Below are 18725 nucleotides of genomic sequence, written 5' to 3'. Positions count from 1 at the left end.
TCTGTACTAGTTATAAAGTTAGTACAGAACTTTTTTTTGTATTAAAAATTACCACTATGTGTAACTTTAGTATTTGTTAAATTGAACGAAAATATAATTAAAAGGAAAATATAACTTAAATAAAGAAAGGTGATGAAAAAAAGTAATAAAAATATAAAATAATATCGAAAAAATAACAAAAGCAAAAAAGTGGTATTGAGGTGGAGAGAATGAAGTTTAAGAAGTTTGATTTAAACAGTATTAGAAGTAAGTTAATTGCTAGTTTAATATTGATTTGTGTAATTCCCTTAATTGTGGAAGGTGCATTTTCTTACAATCAATCTAAATCTATTCTTAATAATAAACTAAATTTAACAAGCACACAAATGCTTAATGAAGTAAATAGTGGTTTAGTGGATTATTTTCATGGGTTTAATGATATGGTTGCGTTGACGGCAGGTAATTACGATTTAGTGAATGTAGACGAAGGAAATAATTTTAGTTTTGTTTTGGGTTTACTTAAGGATTTACAAAATAGTAACAAGGATATTCTTGATGCATATTATGGAACGGCTTCTGGAAAGTTTTCTATTTCTACTGAAGCTAAAATGCCTGAAGGATATGATGCAACTAAAAGGCCTTGGTATATGGAAGCAGTAAAAAACAGTGGTAAAACAATAGTAACTCAACCGTACAAGGATGTAGTAACACAAGGTATGGTTGTTGGTATTGCTAGAGCTGTAATGAAGGATGGAAAAGTAGTAGGAGTAGTTGGTGTTGATTGTACGCTTTCAACACTTGCAGATAGAATATCAACCAAAAAAATAGGAAATACAGGATATGTATTTATTTCAGATAAAGATGGAAACATTATAGCACACCCAAATAAAAAAATTATTAGTACAAATGAAGCAGCAAAGCTCTCATTTTGGGATAAAGCAAAGACTACTGATAGTGATTTTGTAACATATGAATATAATGGAGAAAAGAAATTTGGAGTATATCAAACTAACAAATTAACAGGATGGAAGATAGTAGCTTCATTAAAAAATGATGAATTGACTAATGATACAAAATCAATAACATTAACTACAGCTATACTTATATGTATAATGACTTTAATAGCAATAGGTTTGTCGTTGTTATTAAGTAAGGGAATAGATATAAATATAAAGAAGCTCAGAGGGGTATTTGAGAAAGCTTCACATGGAGACTTATCTAATAAGATAGAGATAAAAACAAAAGATGAATTTGGCGATTTAGCTAAAGATTACAATTCTATGATTAAAAATATAGGTATATTACTAGAAAATGCAAGAAAAACTTCTGATACAGTTCTTGAAACTACATCAAATCTTTCTAGTATGGCGGAAGAGACCAATGCATCAATGTCACAGGTTGCTATGGCAGTTTCTGAAATATCTAAAGGAGCTGTAAATTTAGCTGAAACCTCAGGAGATTCTGCTTCAAGTATCGGTACTCTATCGGAAAAATTAGATAATGTATCTGAAGTTACAAAGGACATGAGTAATGTATCTAATGATACTAAAAATTTAAGTAAAAAAGGAATAGATACTGTAAATGTACTTATATCTAAGAACACTGAGACAATGGATGCATCAATTGTAGTTTCAAATATAGTTGGGGATATGGATAATAGTGTAAGAGAGATAAGTACGATATCTGATGCAATAACAGATATAACAGATCAAACTAATTTATTAGCACTTAATGCATCTATTGAAGCAGCACGTGCAGGTGAAGCTGGAAAAGGGTTTGCAGTAGTTGCAGAAGAAATTAGAGAACTGGCAGAACAGTCAAAGAATTCTACAGAGCAAATTAAATCGATAATAGCAAATATACAAGAAAAAGCTAGTAAGGCAGTAAAAGCTATAGACAACAATAAGAAAATTGGATTAGAGCAAAATGAAGTTGTAGCAAGAACTGAAGAAATATTTACCGATATATTAATGTCTATAGTAACATTAGTAGAAAAAGTTGATAATGTGAGAATTTCAGTAGAGGATATGCAAGTTCAAAAGCAAATCTTTGTAGAACAGGTAGAAAACACATCAGCTATCTCAGAGGAAACAGCATCTTCTATAGAAGAGGTTACAGCATCAACAGAAGAGGTTACGGAAACAATGGATAAATTTGCTCAGCATACAGTTGAGGTTCAAGGTTTAGCTGAGAGATTAAAAGAAGAAATATATAAGTTTAGAGTTTAGAAGCTTTGATTTTAGAGTTTTTTATAGGCAGAAGGTAAAAATACATATTTTACTTTCTGCCTTAAAATATATTCTGTTAAATTTTTTGTAACCTAAAATATGAACACTAAAGTTGTTAAAATCCTATTTATGGGGTAAAATTAATGTATAAAATCGAGGTTAGGAGATATAAGTTGTGTTTAGTCCAGTTAAAAGTACAAAAGTATATGAACAAGTAATAGAACAATTTAAAACTATGATTGCAGATGGTACCCTAAAAAAGGGGGACAGATTGCCTTCAGAGAGAGAGCTAGTAAGTCAGCTTGGAGTAAGTCGAGCAAGTATAAGAGAAGCTTTGAGCGCGCTTCAAATGATAGGGTTTGTAGAAGCTAGACATGGTGAAGGGAATTTTATAAGAGAGAATTTTGAGGAAAGCTTAATAGATCCTTTTTTGTTAATTTTCATGTTAAATGGCAGTAATAAAGAACAAATATTAGAGCTTAGAAGAATTATAGAAGTTGAGACAGCAGCAATAGCAGCAGAGAAAATTAATAATGAAGAAATAGAAAAATTAGAGGAGTGCTTGAATGGTTTATTGGAAGCACAGGATGAGGTCTTAAAAGGAAAATATGATAAAGAATTTCATTATAATATAGCAAAGGCTTCTAAAAATATTTTGATAGTTAATATGCTTAATGCAGTATCGTCTCTTATGGATGCTTTTATAACTGAAGCTAGAGGAAAAATATTAATGGTGGAAGGCAATAAGGATGTTTTAATGAATCAGCATAGTGCACTACTAAAAGCTTTGAAAAATCATGATCCTAAGGCAGCATCTAAAGCAATGAGAGAGCATTTAGATTTGATATTTGAATACATTAAAGATAGATAAAATAATAATTTGTAGGGTGTTAGTAGAAGAAATTCTGCACACCTTTAATTATGCTTGGAATAAATTGCAATAAGTTAAAAAAATCACAATTATTGTATGAAAAATGTGTTAATAAATAAAAAATGTCTGGATATATATAGAAAAGTGTGGTATCTTAGAGATGTACTGGTATGACCAGTAGACCAGTTTAAAAAATAGGGAGGTAGAACTTATGGAAATATTGGTTTGTATTAAACAAGTGCCTGGTACGAGTAAAGTAGAAGTAGATGAAAAGACAGGTGTTTTGAAAAGAGATGGTGTAGATTCAAAAATGAATCCATATGATTTATACGCGTTAGAAACTGCATTAAGAATAAAAGAAAAGGTTGGCGGCAGAATTACTGTTATCAGTATGGGACCACCACAGGCAACAGCAGTTATAAAAGAGGCATACATGATGGGAGCAGATGAAGGAGTTCTTCTATCAGATAGAAAATTCGCAGGGGCAGATGTTTTAGCTACCTCATATACGATTTCTCAAGGAATAAAGAAAGCTGGTAATTTCGACTTAATATTATGTGGAAAACAAACTACAGATGGAGATACAGCACAGGTTGGACCAGAGATGGCAGAATATTTAAAAGTGCCTCATGTAGCCAATGTTAGAAGGCTTGTGGAAGTAAAGGATAAATCAATAGTTATAGAAATGGATATGCCAAACACATTAGAAATTGCAGAAGTTAATTTTCCATGTCTTTTAACAGTTGAAAAGGATATCTTTCAGCCAAGGCTTCCTTCATATAAAAAGAAATTAGATACCAAAGATAGAGATATAAAAGTATACGGATTAAGTGATTTTGCAGATAAAAATGAAAATATGTATGGCCTAAATGGGTCACCAACTCAAGTTGAAAGAATATTTCCACCAAAATCAAATTTGCATAAAGAAATGTGGAATGGAAATGGTGCAGAACTTTCAAGTAAGTTATTAAAAAAATTAAAGGAAATGAAATTTGTTTAGGGAGGAGGAAATGCAATGGGAAAGTTAGTTATTAATGAAAATAAATTAAATAATGAGGTTATTGAAGAGCTTGTTAACATTTGCCCATTTGGAGCAATGGAAAGAGTAGGAGATAAAGTTCAAATTTCAGCTGCCTGTAAGATGTGTAGATTATGTGTTAAAAAGGGACCAGCTGGAGTTGTTGAATTTGTAGAAGATGAAAAGAAGGTTCTTATTGATAAAAGTTTATATAAAGGAGTAGCAGTATATGTTGATCATGTAGATGGTGAGATACATCCTGTAACCTATGAGCTTATAGGAAAGGCTAGAGAACTTGCCAATAAAATAAATCATCCTGTATATGCAGTATTTATCGGAGAAAATATTAAGGATAAAGCAGAAGAATTGCTTCATTATGGTGTAGATGAAGTATTTGTTTATGATAACAAGGAACTTAAATACTTTAGAATAGAGCCTTATACTAAAGCCTTCGAAGATTTCATAAATAAAAACAAACCTTCTACCATATTAGTAGGAGCAACTACTGTTGGAAGATCATTAGCGCCAAGAATAGCAGCTAGATTTAGAACAGGACTAACAGCTGATTGTACTATACTTGATATGAAAGAAAATACAGATTTAGTTCAAATAAGACCAGCTTTTGGTGGAAATATAATGGCACAAATAGTAAATCCTAATAACAGACCTCAGCTTGCTACAGTAAGATATAAGGTTATGAATGCGCCAGAGAGAAGCGAAGAGAAAAAAGGAAAAATAACTATATGTTCTTTAGAAAATATAACTTCTAATATTGAAGTTTTAAAGGTTGTAAAGAAAAAGGTAGAGGAAAATATAGCAGATGCAGAAATAATAGTTTCTGTAGGTAGAGCAGTAAAATCAGAAAAAGATATGGCACCTATTAAAAAATTAGCTGAGCTTTTAGGAGCACAAGTAGCTGGTACAAGACCTCTTGTAGAAGCTGGTTTAATAGATGCAAAAAAACAAATCGGATTAAGTGGTAGAACAGTTAAGCCTAAGCTTATATTTGCCATAGGAATTTCAGGTGCAGTTCAATATACGGCTGGTATGAATAACTCAGACTGTATAATTGCTATAAATAGTGATGCAGAGGCGCCAATATTTAATGTTGCTCATTATGGAATTGTCGGAGATTTATATGAAATAGTACCTAAGTTAATTGAAAAAATAAAGGTGGGCTAATTTAAGCTAAGGAGGTTTTTATTATGTCAAATGAATATAAGAAAATAGATGAGAGAGATATTAGTTATTTACAATCTATATTAGGAAAAGAAAGAGTTATTTTTGGCAAAAATATAAGTGAGGATTTCAGTCATGATGAATTAGGTGCGGTAAAGAATATGCCTGAAGTTTTAGTAGAGGTTTCAAAAACTGAAGAGGTCTCAAAGGTTGTTAAATATGCTTATGAAAATAACATTCCAGTTGTAGTTAGAGGATCCGGAACAGGCCTTGTTGGTGCATCAGTTCCTATATATGGTGGAATAATGATAAATTTATGTTCGATGAATAAAATACTAGAAATAGATGAAGAAAATTTAACATTGACTGTTGAGCCAGGAGTGCTTTTAATGGAAATAGCTGACTTTGTACAGGAGCATGATTTGTTTTATCCACCAGATCCAGGTGAAAAATCTGCAACTATAGGAGGAAATATAAGCACTAACGCTGGTGGTATGAGAGCTGTTAAATATGGAGTTACAAGAGATTATGTTAGAGGTCTTGAATTAGTTCTTCCTACAGGAGAAATCATAGAAGTTGGAGGAAAAGTTGTTAAAAATAGTTCCGGGTACAGTATAAAGGATTTAATTTGTGGTTCTGAAGGAACACTTGGAATAGTTACTAAAGCCATATTGAAGCTATTACCACTTCCTAAAAAATCAATAAGTCTTTTAGTTCCGTTTCCTGACCTTACAAAGGCTATAGAAACAGTTCCTAAAATAATAAAATCAAAAACTATACCAACTTCTATAGAGTTTATGGAAAGAGATGTAATACTTGCAGCAGAAGAATTTTTAGGAAAGAAATTTCCGGATAGTGCATCAGATGCATACCTTTTGATGACTTTTGATGGTAATAATACAGAAGAAATAGAAAAAGATTACGAAAGTGCAGCTAATATAGTTTTAAAAGAGGGAGCGCTAGATATATTTATAGCTGATACAGATGAAAGAAAAGAAGCTATATGGTCTGCAAGGGGAGCATTCCTTGAAGCTATAAAGGCATCAACTACTGAAATGGACGAGTGTGATGTTTGTGTTCCAAGAAACAAGGTGGCTGAATTTATAAATTACACTTATGAACTTCAAAATAAGCTTAATATTAGAATAAAGAATTTTGGTCATGCTGGTGATGGTAATCTTCATGTATATATATTAAGAGATGAACTTAAAGAGAAAGAGTGGTCAGAAAAGTTACCTGAAGTATTTAAATGTATGTACAATAAAGCTAATGAATTAAAAGGACAAGTTTCTGGAGAACATGGCATAGGGTATGCAAAGAGAGAATATTTAAATAAACAATTAGGAGAAACTACTTTGAAATTGATGCAGAATATTAAAAAAGCATTTGATCCTAAAAATATATTAAATCCTGGAAAGGTATGTGAATAAAATAATATAAAATAAAAGTCAGTCTTTTACGATTTTAATACGTGAAAGGCTGTCTTTTATTTTAAGTAGAAATGGGTACTTAAATCAGTGATATTTTATCTATATAATAGAGTTATTTGATACATAATATAAATTAATTAATAGAACTTTACTATTTTAATCTGAATTTAACTTTATTTTTATCACCTTTTAATTAAGTGATTTTATTATAAGCTTATAAATTTAAATTAAGGGGTGCTCATAATATGAAAAAAATTTTACTAAAATTAAAAGTTTAAAAAAGTATAGAAAGAAAATAATAAGTATATTCTCAGTATTGATTTTGACAATTGTGGTAGTGAGTGGAATAATGTTAGGAGCTGCTTATTCATGTGCCAATGCAAATATAAAATATACATAGTCACAGATTTAAAAGGGGCAGGTCAAGTGGTTGACGTACAAGAGAGATTAAATTTCAGATAATAGACTTATATAAATAGATTTAAAATTAAAGACAAAGATAATATGTTAAGAACAGTTAGAGTTAATTCTAAATATGGAACTCTGGAAAACTTTAAGAGAGGCATTAATAAAAGAGAAGGAATACATGGAGAGATGATAAATTGAAGAATTTTAAAATACTCTTAGTTGAAGATGAAAAGCAAATGTCAATGTTTATAGAAATGGAGCTTACCCATGAAGGCTATGAAGTGGAAGTTAGCTATGAGGGAAGGGATGCTTTGAAGAAAATGGAAAGCAATGAGTATGATTTAGTACTTTTAGATATTATGATTCCAAATTTAAATGGAATAGAAGTTTTAAGAAGGGCAAGACAGTTTTCTAGTGTACCAGTCATAATGCTTACAGCAAAAAGTGATATACACGATAAAGTTTTAGGACTTGACGTTGGAGCTAATGATTATCTTACAAAACCTTTTGCAATTGAAGAACTTTTAGCTAGAATAAGAGTTCATGAAAGAAATAACTTAGTTAAAAGTTCTAAAGATATTATTAAGGTTAGAGATATAGTTATGGACAATAGAACTAGAAAAGTTAAGAGAGCTGGAAAAGAAATAGATCTTACAAAAAAAGAATATGAACTTTTGAAGATGCTTTTAATCAATAAAAATATTGTACTAACAAGAGAAAAGCTTATTGAAGAAATATGGGGATATGATTATATAGGTGATACAAATGTAGTAGATGTATTTATAAGATATTTAAGAGGTAAAATAGATGATGATTTTGAGAATAAGCTTATAACTACCGTTAGAGGTGTAGGATATGTTATTAAAGAAGATTAAAAAATTATTCTGTTTTATAAAAAGTGCAAAAATTTCTCTAAAGATAACCGCAGTATATGCGGTTATGTTTATATTAGTATTATTAGTTTTAAATGCTTCAATTTTATTTGGAGTTAGGCATTATATTTATGAAGAGGGAAACAAACAAATAGAAGATGTACAAAATATAATGACAAACAAGCTTAAAAATAAGCAGGTAAATTTAAATGTAGATGACATTTTTTCAGATGTTCCTTCAAAGGAAAACATATCAATAAGAATACTCTTAAAGAATGGAAAAGTAATAAATGAAACAACAGAGTTTGATCATAGAATAAAAAAACCTCATGAAGATAAGGAGATACTTAAATTTAATGGAAAACACTTGAAAGATGATGAAAAACACCTAATATATAAAAATATTTTGATTATAACTAAAAGAAATGAAAAGATATATCTCCAAATATATAAAGATATGCATACGGAGTACTATTATATGAAGGTTCTATTTGGGATTATGGTATTGGCTGATTTTATAGGGATTATTGTATCTATATTTCTTGGATATGTAATAAGTAAAAAGATGTTAAAGCCAATTGATTATATAACTAAAACTGCTGAAAATATAAGCATTAACAATTTAAAAGAGAGAATAGAGGTAACGGGAGCTGACGACGAACTTAAAAGATTATCTAATACCTTTAATAAAATGATAGACAGACTTCAAGATGCATTTGATCGTCAGGCACAGTTTGTATCAAATGCTTCTCATGAACTTAGAACTCCTATAACTGTAATTCAGGGATATGCAAATCTTTTAGATAGATGGGGTAAAAATGATAAAAATGCTTTAGAAAAATCAATATATGGTATCAAGTTTGAGGCGGCAAATATGGCTGAGTTAATTGAAAAATTACTTTTCCTTGCAAAAGGAGATACAGGAACGTATTTTTTTGAGAAGAAAGAATTTTATCTTAATGAAATAATTGATAGTTTAGTTTCAGAAGGTTTGCTTATAAGTAAAAATCATAAAATATTAAGCAGTAGAAATGATAAAGTGAAAATTTCAGCTGATAGTAAAATGATAAAGCAAATGCTTAGAATATTTATAGATAATAGTATTAAATTTACGCCAAGGGGTGGGACTATAGATATAAGTTCTATACTTTTTAATGACGAAGTAAAAATATCTGTTAAGGATACAGGAATAGGAATACCTAAAGATGAAATTAAGAATATATTCGATAGATTTTATATTGTTGATAAATCTAGATCAAAAGAAAAGGGAGGCAGTGGTCTTGGACTTTCTATAGCTAAATGGATAGTTAATATGCATAACGGAATAATAGGTGTAGAAAGTGAAGAAGGTAAATTTACTAAGATAACTGTGACTTTAAAGGTAAAATAAAACATATTTCTCATAAAAATATATGAAAATCTTAAGTAAAAGCTAAGAACTTTTTAATGTAAATTTAATGTTTTAGATGGATAATGTATATATAATAAAAATACTTATAACAGTACAAAAGAACATAGGATTGGAAAGGTAAAAAAACAAATGAATATGGAACTTTTTAGATTAATAAATAATTTAGCAAACAAAAATATGGTTTTAGATAAAGTAATGATTTTCTTTTCAAAGGATGTACCTTATTTATATGCAGGAGCTCTTGCAATAATATTTATTTTGGGATTAATAAAGAAAAAGGATAACTGTAGGAAGGTCGTTTTTAGTACTTTTGTTATAACACTAATTAATTTAATCTTTAGTTTTATAATTGGAAAGTTATATTATGAAAATAGACCCTTTGTAAACAATAAAGTTAATTTGTTAGTGAATCATGTTAAGGATGCATCACTTCCAAGTGATCATGCTACAGGGACTATGAGTATAGCTTTAGGATTAAAAAATTATAATAAGCTAATAAGTATTATTTTAACAATTATATCTTTAATAGTAGGTTTTTCAAGAGTTTACGTTGGAAACCACTATCCTATGGATGTTGTTTTTGCATATATAATGGTTTTAAGCACAAACTATATTTATAATTTAAAGTTAAGAAATAAAGTAGAGTATTTATATGAAATAATTGAAAAAAAAATAGTAGCAGTATTAAAAGCAGTTCCTAACTATATGTAAGATGCTACTAAGAGATAAAGAAATTATAATTTTTAAAACATTTTTGTTATAAGTATCACCTTAGAATAAAAATAAAAAAAGTATAACATATTAAATTTGTTAGAATAGCTTATAACTTGTTATTTTAACATTAGCTTGGAGGGAAAGAATTGAAAATACTTATTACCACAGATACGTATTATCCAATGACAAACGGTGTTGTAGTTTCAATTAATAATTTATATAAACAATTAAAAGCTTTGGGACATGATGTTAAAATACTTGCTTTATCTCCAGATGGAGAAGAAAAGATAACTTCAGATGTTTTTTATCTCAGCTCTTTTAGTGTGGCAATTTATCCTGATGCAAGAGTTATGAAGCCTATTAAAAATAAAATTGTAGGTGAAATAATAAGATGGAAACCGGATATTATACATTCTCAAACTGAATTTTCAACTATGATAGTAGCTAAATATATAAAAAGAAAACTTAATATACCAGAGGTACATACCTACCATACTATGTACGAGGATTATCTTCATTATTTCTTTTGTGGGAGAATACTGGGACGGGTAGGTGTCTCTAAGGTTACAGAAAAATTGCTTAATAGTTGTGAGGCAGTTATAGCGCCAACAGAAAAGGTGAGAAACAAGCTAAAAGGTTACGGGGTGACTACAAATATAGATATCGTTCCAACAGGAATTGATTTAGATAAGTTTAAGAAAGAGTTATCCAAAGAAGAAAAAGAAGAACTTTTGTCAAAGTATGAATTGTCAGAAAAGGATATAGTATTAATTTATGTTGGTAGAATAGCAGAAGAAAAGAATATAGAAGAAGTTCTAAAGCTATATAAAATGGCGTTAGGATATACACCTAATATAAAACTTCTAATAGTTGGAGGGGGACCTTACTTATCCAAGCTAAAAGGAATTGTAATAACAGAAGGAATTTCTGATAAGGTTAAATTTACTGGTATGATTCCATCGGATAAGGTCTACAAATATTACAAGCTAGGAGATGTTTTTGTAACAGCATCAACCAGTGAGACACAAGGAATAACATATATAGAAGCGCTTGCTAGCGGACTCCCTATTATATGCAAATGGGATATGTGTATAGAGGGATTAATAGTAAACGGACAAAACGGTTTTTCATATGAAGATGATGAAGAATTTTTAGGAGCACTGCAGTATATTATTAATAACAAAAAGTTTAAGCTGCAGATGGTAGAAAAAATATCAGAAAAAATGGTTGAATATTCGAAGGAGCGTTTTGCTTCTAAGGTTCTTTTAACTTATAATTCTGCATTAAAAGAAGGATATTCCTATTATTTAGCTAAACAAGCTTAAAGTGTGAATTTGCCAAAATTATTAACTTGTTAAATTTTTTGCAAATTCACACTTAGTGATTATAAAGTTAGAAGTTTACAGTATAATTAGAATCAAAATTATTATCCCAATACTGTATGCCGTTAACTTCGTACAATACAGCAAATTGAACCTGTTTTGTGGAGTCAGGAACATTTTGATATATGCTCCATGTACTTTGTGATGGATTACTTGTATTTACGTCTACATCAGTATAGCTTGTCCAATTATCTGTGGAATAGCGTACCTTAACTGCTTTAGCTCCATCAATGTTCTTTACATATACGTCTGCTGAAAAATATTTGTGATTATTTACAACAGCTTTTATGTTTTTGGTATAAAGGGAAGATAAGCCAAAAGCACCATCAACGTAATTATTTCCGTTATTATTATCCCAATAAGTTTGTCCATTAACTTCATACTTTAAACAGTATATTATTGGTGGACCAAATAATTCAGAACTTGAATTTGTTTTAAAGTTCCAAACTTCATAGTTATCACTTGAATTTGTTTTTACGTAGGATGCAGGGGTATCAGTCCAAGTCTTACCTCCATCAAGAGAGTAATGCACGTATACAGACTTATTAAAAGCTAGGTTTTGTACTGCAATATAGCCTTCTATATGACCTATTGAATAATCGTCATCTGTAATACGTTGAGAATAGTATAATTGAATAGGGACAGTAGCAGCTTTTGAAGTATTTTGTGCAATCGGATTAAAAATAAACAAAATAGCTGTAAAAAGCATAAACATAATAAATTTAGTGGGAATTTTTTTTGTTTTCATAATAAAGCCTCCTGAAAATTTTATAAAGGTACCTATAAAAATTAGCGCTTGAGATATAGTATGGCATTATAAAGACAGAGTTTCAATTTTGATAATAAAGCAAAAAGCTTGAGGAGACTAAAATAAATACATTAAACTCCTCAAATGGTAGAAATTCACATAATAGAGTGAGTGGTATTATGTAAGGGTTGAAAAAACTAGGCTGCACAGTATACAACCGATTGCATAAAATATTAAAGTAAAGAATTTATTGTATAAATAAATTGGTATAACTTTTGATTAATATTATATTGGGTTATAATATTTTTTGATCATAGTTATTTATTAACTTTTTGTTTATGATCATTAAAAACAATAAAATATTTTTTTTTATAAAAATAGAAGGATTTTTATAAGAAAACGTTGTCTTTCTTATAAAATTGTAAATTAAAAAACAATATTTTATCATAAAAAATTGACAGCTGATGGGATTTAATTTAAAATGATAATGGTTATTAATATTGAAAAAATTTTAATTTAATTCAAATTCGCATTAACTTATTGTAAAGTGACATAATTATTATACAGACGTAAGGGTGGTAGAATGTTATTTAATTTAAACGAGTTTCTAATGGCTGTTTCTCGTGCATTAGATTTTGTTGAGATAGATATAATAGGGGTTACATCTAATCACAGCAAAAGAACAGCATACATTTCATTAAGAATTGCAAAAAAACTTGGTTTAGGAATAGAACAATTACACGATATAGTTGCACTTGGAATATTACATGATAATGGAGCAAGTGAAAAAGGACTTCATGACAGGTTACTTAAGAGTAAAAATGAGCTTATAAATTTTAAGAGTTTTGAGAGAATAAAAGAACACTGCATAATAGGGGAGCGAAATATACGCGAGTACCCATTTTTGACTGATGTAACAAATGTTCTTAAATATCACCACGAAAGCTATAATGGTACAGGTTTTTTCCATTTAAAAGGAGAAGAAATACCACTTTTGTCACAAATAATTGCCATATCGGATACTATTGACAGAAGATTTCATCTAGAAGAGAATGACATTACTATGCAAGAGGAAATAATAAACTTTGTAGAGGAAAATAGAGATAAGCTTTTTTCTATGAGATTAGTAGATGCATTTATAGAAGCAGCACAGGATGAAAGTTTATGGCGAAATTTAAAAAATGATAGATTAGAAAAAGCTCTGAGGTATGAACCACCACAATATAGAATGGAACTTCCAGTAGATGAAATAAGAAAGATAACAGGAGTTTTATCTAGAATAATAGATTGTAAATCAGAATATACTCAGAGGCATTCAAGTGATTTGTCGGAAAAAGTTGAAATAATGGCGGACTATTATAAAATGAGTCATGAAGAAAAGCTTAAGCTTATTATTGCTGCTGACTTACATGATATAGGGAAACTTGCAGTACCCAATAGTATATTGGATAGTCCTAAAAAACTTACAAAAGAGGAATTTAAGGAGATAAAAAAACATCCATATTTCACAAGGTTAGCATTAAGGGATATTACAGGATTTGAAGATATTACAAAGTGGGCTTCAAACCATCATGAAAAGTTAAATGGAAAAGGATATCCTTCTGGAAAAAGAGCTAAGGATCTTGATTTTAACGCTAGGCTTATAGCGTGTTTAGATATATATGAAGCACTTACAGAAAATAGGCCATATAGAAAAGCACTAAGTCATGTAGTAGCAATGAATATACTTAATAATATGAGGGATAATGGCTTTATTGATGCTAGAATAACAAATGATATAAATTACGTTTTCAGTAGGTTAGCATAAATAAAAAACTCTACACAAATATAAAAGGATGTAGAGTTTTTTGTATTTTTTGATTTTAAAAGGGCAAAATATAGAACAAAATGTAGTTTATTAAGGTATTTTGCAATAAAACATACAATTATAGAAACTATATTTGATAAAAATAATATGTTGATTAAAATCAGAAATGTGAGGGAAATCAAATGAAAAGAAAAAAAATCACAGCATTAATTATGGCAACAATGCTTACTGTAAGTAGTGTGGTAAATTTAACTTGTAAAAATGTAAAAGCACAGATAGCTAGTAATGTGGGGGTTTCTTATCAAGCCCATGTTCAAAATACTGGCTGGCAAAGTGCAGTGGTAGATGGAGCGGAATCAGGAACAGAGGGTCAAGGAGTAAGACTTGAAGCTTTAAAAATTAGTTTAACTAATGCACCAAATGGAGCAAGTATAGAATATCAAACTCATTTGCAAAATGTAGGCTGGCAGGATCCAGTAGTAGATGGAGCAGAAGCAGGAACAGTAGGGATGAGATTAAGATTAGAGGGCATAAGAATAAGGTTAAAAAATATGCCTGGTTATAGTGTACAATATAGAGTTCATTCTCAAAATATTGGTTGGGGGAACTGGGTATCAGATTGGGAAGTAGCAGGGACACAAGGAAGAAATTTAAGAGCAGAGGCAGTAGAAATAAGAATTGTTAAAATATCCAATAATACTGCAGTAGGTGTAAACTATACTGGTCATATACAAAATTCAGGTTGGCAATCAGTTGTTGAAAATGGTCAAATAACAGGAACTGAAGACAAATCCTTGAGATTAGAAGCATTTAAAGCAAACCTTGTTAATGCACCTAATGGAGCAAAAATAAATTATCAGGCTTATATGCAAAATACAGGATGGCAGACAGCGGTAAGTGACGGAGCAGAAGCAGGAATGATAGGTCATGGTTTAAGACTTGAAGCTTTTAAAATTAGTCTTGAAAATATGCCTGGTTACAGCGTTCAATATAGAGCCTACATACAAAATACAGGTTGGCAAGATTGGATATCTGATGGAGCAGAAGCAGGAACTGAGAATAAAAAGTTAAGAATAGAGGCTATAGAAATAAGAATAGTTCAATTAGACATAACATAGAATAAAAAAATTCACACTGCATATAGTGTGGATTTTTTTATTATACAATATATAACGATTTAAATTAATGATATAATTTTCATAAGTAAAGAAGGAGGAGAAGTTATGGAAATTATAATTAAACAACCTCAGATATATAGATTTTTAAAGTATTGTAATGAAAGCGGACTAGAAAAGACAGTTCTTGATTGCGGAGCAGGGGGAGATTTGCCACCGCTTTTTCTTTTTTCAGGCAACGGATATAAAACCTATGGAATAGAAATAAGCATATCTCAACTTGATAAGGCAGAAGCTTTTTCAAAAAAACATAATGTTAATCTTAATATTTCTAAGGGAGACATAAGAAAACTTCCTTTTGAAGATGAATCTATAAGTTTTATATATTCATATGGAACTATTTTTCATATGAAAAAGGAGGATATTGGAAGGGCTATAGAAGAAATAAAAAGGGTTTTAAAACCAGGTGGAATGTGTTTGATAAATTTTCTTACAACAAAAGACGGAGATTATAATAAAGGGGAAAAGCTCGGAGAGGGAGAATTTTTACAGATAGAAAGAGGAGATACGGTCATTCATAGTTATGTAAAGGATGATGAGGCAGATAAATATTTTGAAGATATGAAGGTGTTATTTAAGGAAGATAGAGTACTGTATAGAATATATGAAGGAAGAAAGATAAAGCAAGGTTATGTGGATTATATAGCAGAGAAGCTATGTAAAGAATAGAATAATAATAGTATTATTTGAAAATTAAGTAATTGCAGGAACTAAAATAAGAAGGTGTAGTAATGATTTTTAAAGGTAAAGATTTTTATGTAGACCTATTAGAGGATGAAGATTTAAAAGAAGTAGTGTTAGTTTACAATTCTAATAAAAACTTTTTAATGAAGCATATAGGAAAAGGTAGTGTTACAGAGGAATGGATATTAGGTGAAATTAAGTGCATGAGGGAATTATATTTTTATCCTTGTAAAATAGTGGATAAAGCTAACATGAAATTAGTTGGTGTAATGGATTTTAAAATAGATAAAGAGAGTTATCTTTCTCTTTTAATGCTGAACAGCACTTATAAAAATAGAGGACTAGGGAAACTAGTATATGAAGGATTTGAGAAGTATGTCAAGGAAAAAGGAAGTTTGGGTATTAGAATAGATGTTGTTTGTGAATATGATAATAAGGTGCTTTCCTTTTGGAAAAGAAATGGATTTATAGAAATTGAAAATGTGAAGTTAAAATGGACAAGTAAGGCTTTGCCTGCAGTTGTTATGAGAAAAAGCTTTGATGCTAGTATACATTTTTAACATGTTTTAGGGAGATTTAAAATGAAAATAAGAAAAATAGAAGCTGAGATAAGAAAAGAGATAAATAGTTTTATAATAAAGCATTGGTTTTCTTTAGAAATGGTTGTTAGAGAAGAAATAGTAGATATGTCTAAACTACAAGGATTAGTTATGTATGAGGATAAAAATATAGTAGGACTTATTACCTATAGAAGTTTTAATAATGTAATGGAAATAATGTCTTTAGATAGTCTTAAAGAAAATCAAGGTATTGGAACTGCGCTTTTAGATAAAGCTGTAAATATAGCTAAAAAGGCAGGATTTTATAAAGTAAAATTGATAACTACAAATGATAATATAAACGCTCTTCGTTTTTATCAAAAAAGAGGCTTTGACATAACACAAATTTATTTGAATGCAGTAGATAGGGCAAGAAAGCTTAAACCATCAATTCCAATGAAGGGTAATTTTGATATACCTATAAAGCATGAAATTGAACTTGAAAAAAATATATGAAGGAGAAAATTATGATAAACATATTATTAAGTATGTACAATTTTCACGAAGCTTGGGCAAAGGGTGAGGTGGAAAAGTATATAAAGCCTAAAGACAAAGTGGTAGTAATTCCATTTTCCTTTGGACCAGAAGTAGGAAATATTGAAGATTGGAATAAAGAATATAATAAAAAGGATGGAAAACATTATAAAGGCTTTACTGCACCATTTTTATATTATGGCATTAAGGAAGAAAATATAGAACTTATAAATTATTTTGTGGATTCTAAAAATGAAGCAAAAAGGAAGATAAGAAATAGTAATATAGTATTTTTTACAGGAGGTTTACCAGACAAAATGATGCTTCGCTTAAAGGAGTTTGATTTAATAGAAGAACTTGAAAATTTCAAGGGAATTATTATAGGTAGCAGTGCAGGTGCAATGATACAATTTTATAATTATCATATTACACCAGACAAGGATTATAGAACATTTTCGTATAATAGGGGACTCGATTTAATAAGGAATTTTCAAATTGAAGTTCATTATGAGAAAACAGAAGTTCAAAAAAGTGGTATAGCTAAAGTGTTAAAAGAAAAAACAGGCACAGTATATGCAATAAGCAATAAGGGTGGCATAATTGTATACAACAACCAGGTTGAAATTTTAGGTGATGTAGAGGTTTTTAAAAACTAATTAGAAAATTATCTAAAAAATCAGGCTAAAAAACCATTATTTTAGAAATTATTTTTGATGAATGATAACTTTATATATGTTAAATTATAGAAGCTATATACAATCAAAGATAAGGAGAGTTTTATTATGAGTTTTAAGGTAATGGGTGTTACAGCAGGAAGAAAAGATTCGAATTCTGAAATTTTATTAAAAGAGGCTCTTTTAGCATGTGAAAATCAAGGTGCAGAGGTAATAATGATCAATCTAAGAGATTACAATATTTTAGAGTGTTCAGGATGTACAGCTTGTACGCATGCCATGACTAAAGGAAAATATATTGGATGCAGTTTAGATGGAAAAGACGATAAAAAGGAAATAATGAAGGTTATGTTAAACCAAGATGCTGTAATATTTTCAGCACCAACATATGATTTGATGCCAACAGCAACCTTCCTTAAATTTATGCATAGAAATTTAAGCTATGAATCATCATTTCTAGAAGAAATAGGTGCAGTAGAACACAAAGATAGAATTGGGGCTTTAATTGCAGTTGGAGGTTCAACACGTTCTTGGCAGTCAATGGCATTAGAGGCTATGCAGGCTACTTGCTTTACAAATGATTTTAAAATTATAGATATGCTTTTGGCAACTCGTGTTCCAGCACCAAAACAATGCTTACTTAATGATGATTTGATTAAGCGTGCTAAAAAAATCGGGGAAAATATAATGGAGTCATTAAATACTAAGGTAGAAGAGAGAAAATGGTTAGGTGATGAAAATATGGGATGGTGTCCTAACTGTCATTCTAATGCTCTTGTTTTAGGAGAACCTCAGTGGGATGGACTGTATTTTCCAATTGAATGTCAAGTTTGTGGAGCTGGTGGAGATTTGGAAAAAACGAAGGATGGAAAATGGAAATTTGTTATTGCTGAAAATGGTTTATGTCGTGATAGAACAGATGTTAAGGGAAGAGCTCATCATGGGAGAGAAATTGGACATACTCAAGGGGGCTTTTATACAGAAGGAAACTTGAAGGTGGTCAAAGAAAGATCTGTCAAATATAAGAATATAAAATTTCCGTCAATTAAAATAAAAAGATAAAGTTGTAATT

General features: G+C 29.9%; 16 protein-coding genes and 1 pseudogene. 16 read left to right on the top strand and 1 reads right to left on the bottom strand.

Features of this window, described 5'->3' with window-relative positions:
• Nucleotides 1–209: 209 nt before the first annotated feature.
• The 9 genes from CLFE_RS15945 (at nucleotide 210) to CLFE_RS15905 (ending at nucleotide 11435) form a co-directional block, all read left to right on the top strand.
• Nucleotides 210–2207 (top strand): methyl-accepting chemotaxis protein, encoded by a 1998-nt coding sequence (locus tag CLFE_RS15945; RefSeq protein WP_077894389.1) that lies wholly within the window; start codon nucleotides 210–212, stop codon nucleotides 2205–2207.
• A gap of 175 nt (nucleotides 2208–2382) precedes the next feature.
• Nucleotides 2383–3078, top strand: a complete 696-nt coding sequence (locus CLFE_RS15940) for a FadR/GntR family transcriptional regulator (protein ID WP_077832627.1) — start codon at nucleotides 2383–2385, stop codon at nucleotides 3076–3078.
• A gap of 211 nt (nucleotides 3079–3289) precedes the next feature.
• The gene (locus tag CLFE_RS15935; protein ID WP_077832628.1) at nucleotides 3290–4078 is read left to right on the top strand and encodes an electron transfer flavoprotein subunit beta/FixA family protein; all 789 of its coding nucleotides are present in this window, start codon (nucleotides 3290–3292) and stop codon (nucleotides 4076–4078) included.
• Between the two features lie 15 nt (nucleotides 4079–4093).
• Complete coding sequence (locus CLFE_RS15930) at nucleotides 4094–5278, top strand: FAD-binding protein (protein ID WP_077832629.1); 1185 nt, start codon at nucleotides 4094–4096, stop codon at nucleotides 5276–5278.
• 23 nt (nucleotides 5279–5301) lie between these two features.
• On the top strand, nucleotides 5302–6705 hold the full coding sequence (locus tag CLFE_RS15925) for an FAD-binding oxidoreductase (RefSeq protein WP_077832630.1): 1404 nt from the start codon (nucleotides 5302–5304) through the stop codon (nucleotides 6703–6705).
• Nucleotides 6706–7307: 602 nt separating this feature from the next.
• Entirely contained in the window at nucleotides 7308–7988 is a 681-nt protein-coding gene (locus CLFE_RS15920) for a response regulator transcription factor (protein WP_077894388.1), read from the top strand.
• A complete protein-coding gene (locus CLFE_RS15915) occupies nucleotides 7969–9375 on the top strand; it encodes a sensor histidine kinase (RefSeq protein WP_077894387.1) in 1407 nt (468 codons plus the stop codon). Before CLFE_RS15920 ends, CLFE_RS15915 begins: the two co-directional genes overlap by 20 nt.
• A 150-nt stretch (nucleotides 9376–9525) precedes the next feature.
• The gene (locus CLFE_RS15910; protein WP_077832633.1) at nucleotides 9526–10107 is read left to right on the top strand and encodes a phosphatase PAP2 family protein; all 582 of its coding nucleotides are present in this window, start codon (nucleotides 9526–9528) and stop codon (nucleotides 10105–10107) included.
• A gap of 149 nt (nucleotides 10108–10256) precedes the next feature.
• The gene (locus tag CLFE_RS15905; protein ID WP_077832634.1) at nucleotides 10257–11435 is read left to right on the top strand and encodes a glycosyltransferase family 4 protein; all 1179 of its coding nucleotides are present in this window, start codon (nucleotides 10257–10259) and stop codon (nucleotides 11433–11435) included.
• Between the two features lie 67 nt (nucleotides 11436–11502).
• Here the strand turns inward: CLFE_RS15905 and CLFE_RS15900 are convergent, their stop codons facing one another.
• Nucleotides 11503–12240 (bottom strand): carbohydrate-binding protein, encoded by a 738-nt coding sequence (locus tag CLFE_RS15900; protein ID WP_077894386.1) that lies wholly within the window; start codon nucleotides 12238–12240, stop codon nucleotides 11503–11505.
• 583 nt (nucleotides 12241–12823) lie between these two features.
• Between CLFE_RS15900 and CLFE_RS15895 the strand changes: the two genes are divergently transcribed.
• The 7 genes and pseudogenes from CLFE_RS15895 (at nucleotide 12824) to CLFE_RS15865 (ending at nucleotide 18715) form a co-directional block, all read left to right on the top strand.
• Nucleotides 12824–14047 carry an HD-GYP domain-containing protein gene (locus tag CLFE_RS15895; protein WP_077894385.1) on the top strand — a complete coding sequence of 408 codons (1224 nt, stop codon included), beginning with the start codon at nucleotides 12824–12826 and terminating at the stop codon, nucleotides 14045–14047.
• A gap of 182 nt (nucleotides 14048–14229) precedes the next feature.
• A pseudogene (locus CLFE_RS15890) lies at nucleotides 14230–15150 on the top strand (chromophore lyase); the annotation flags it as partial.
• 120 nt (nucleotides 15151–15270) lie between these two features.
• Nucleotides 15271–15891 (top strand): class I SAM-dependent methyltransferase, encoded by a 621-nt coding sequence (locus tag CLFE_RS15885; RefSeq protein ID WP_077832638.1) that lies wholly within the window; start codon nucleotides 15271–15273, stop codon nucleotides 15889–15891.
• A gap of 62 nt (nucleotides 15892–15953) precedes the next feature.
• Nucleotides 15954–16466, top strand: a complete 513-nt coding sequence (locus CLFE_RS15880) for a GNAT family N-acetyltransferase (protein ID WP_077894383.1) — start codon at nucleotides 15954–15956, stop codon at nucleotides 16464–16466.
• A 21-nt stretch (nucleotides 16467–16487) separates the two neighbouring features.
• Entirely contained in the window at nucleotides 16488–16961 is a 474-nt protein-coding gene (locus CLFE_RS15875) for a GNAT family N-acetyltransferase (RefSeq protein WP_077894382.1), read from the top strand.
• A gap of 11 nt (nucleotides 16962–16972) precedes the next feature.
• A complete protein-coding gene (locus tag CLFE_RS15870) occupies nucleotides 16973–17635 on the top strand; it encodes a Type 1 glutamine amidotransferase-like domain-containing protein (RefSeq protein ID WP_077894381.1) in 663 nt (220 codons plus the stop codon).
• 126 nt (nucleotides 17636–17761) lie between these two features.
• On the top strand, nucleotides 17762–18715 hold the full coding sequence (locus CLFE_RS15865; RefSeq protein ID WP_077894380.1) for a flavodoxin family protein: 954 nt from the start codon (nucleotides 17762–17764) through the stop codon (nucleotides 18713–18715).
• Nucleotides 18716–18725 lie beyond the last annotated feature (10 nt).

This window comes from Clostridium felsineum DSM 794 (assembly GCF_002006355.2).
Taxonomy (GTDB): domain Bacteria; phylum Bacillota; class Clostridia; order Clostridiales; family Clostridiaceae; genus Clostridium_S; species Clostridium_S felsineum.
Note: the sequence above shows the minus strand (reverse complement) of the source record. Positions and strands in the feature narration are given on the sequence as shown.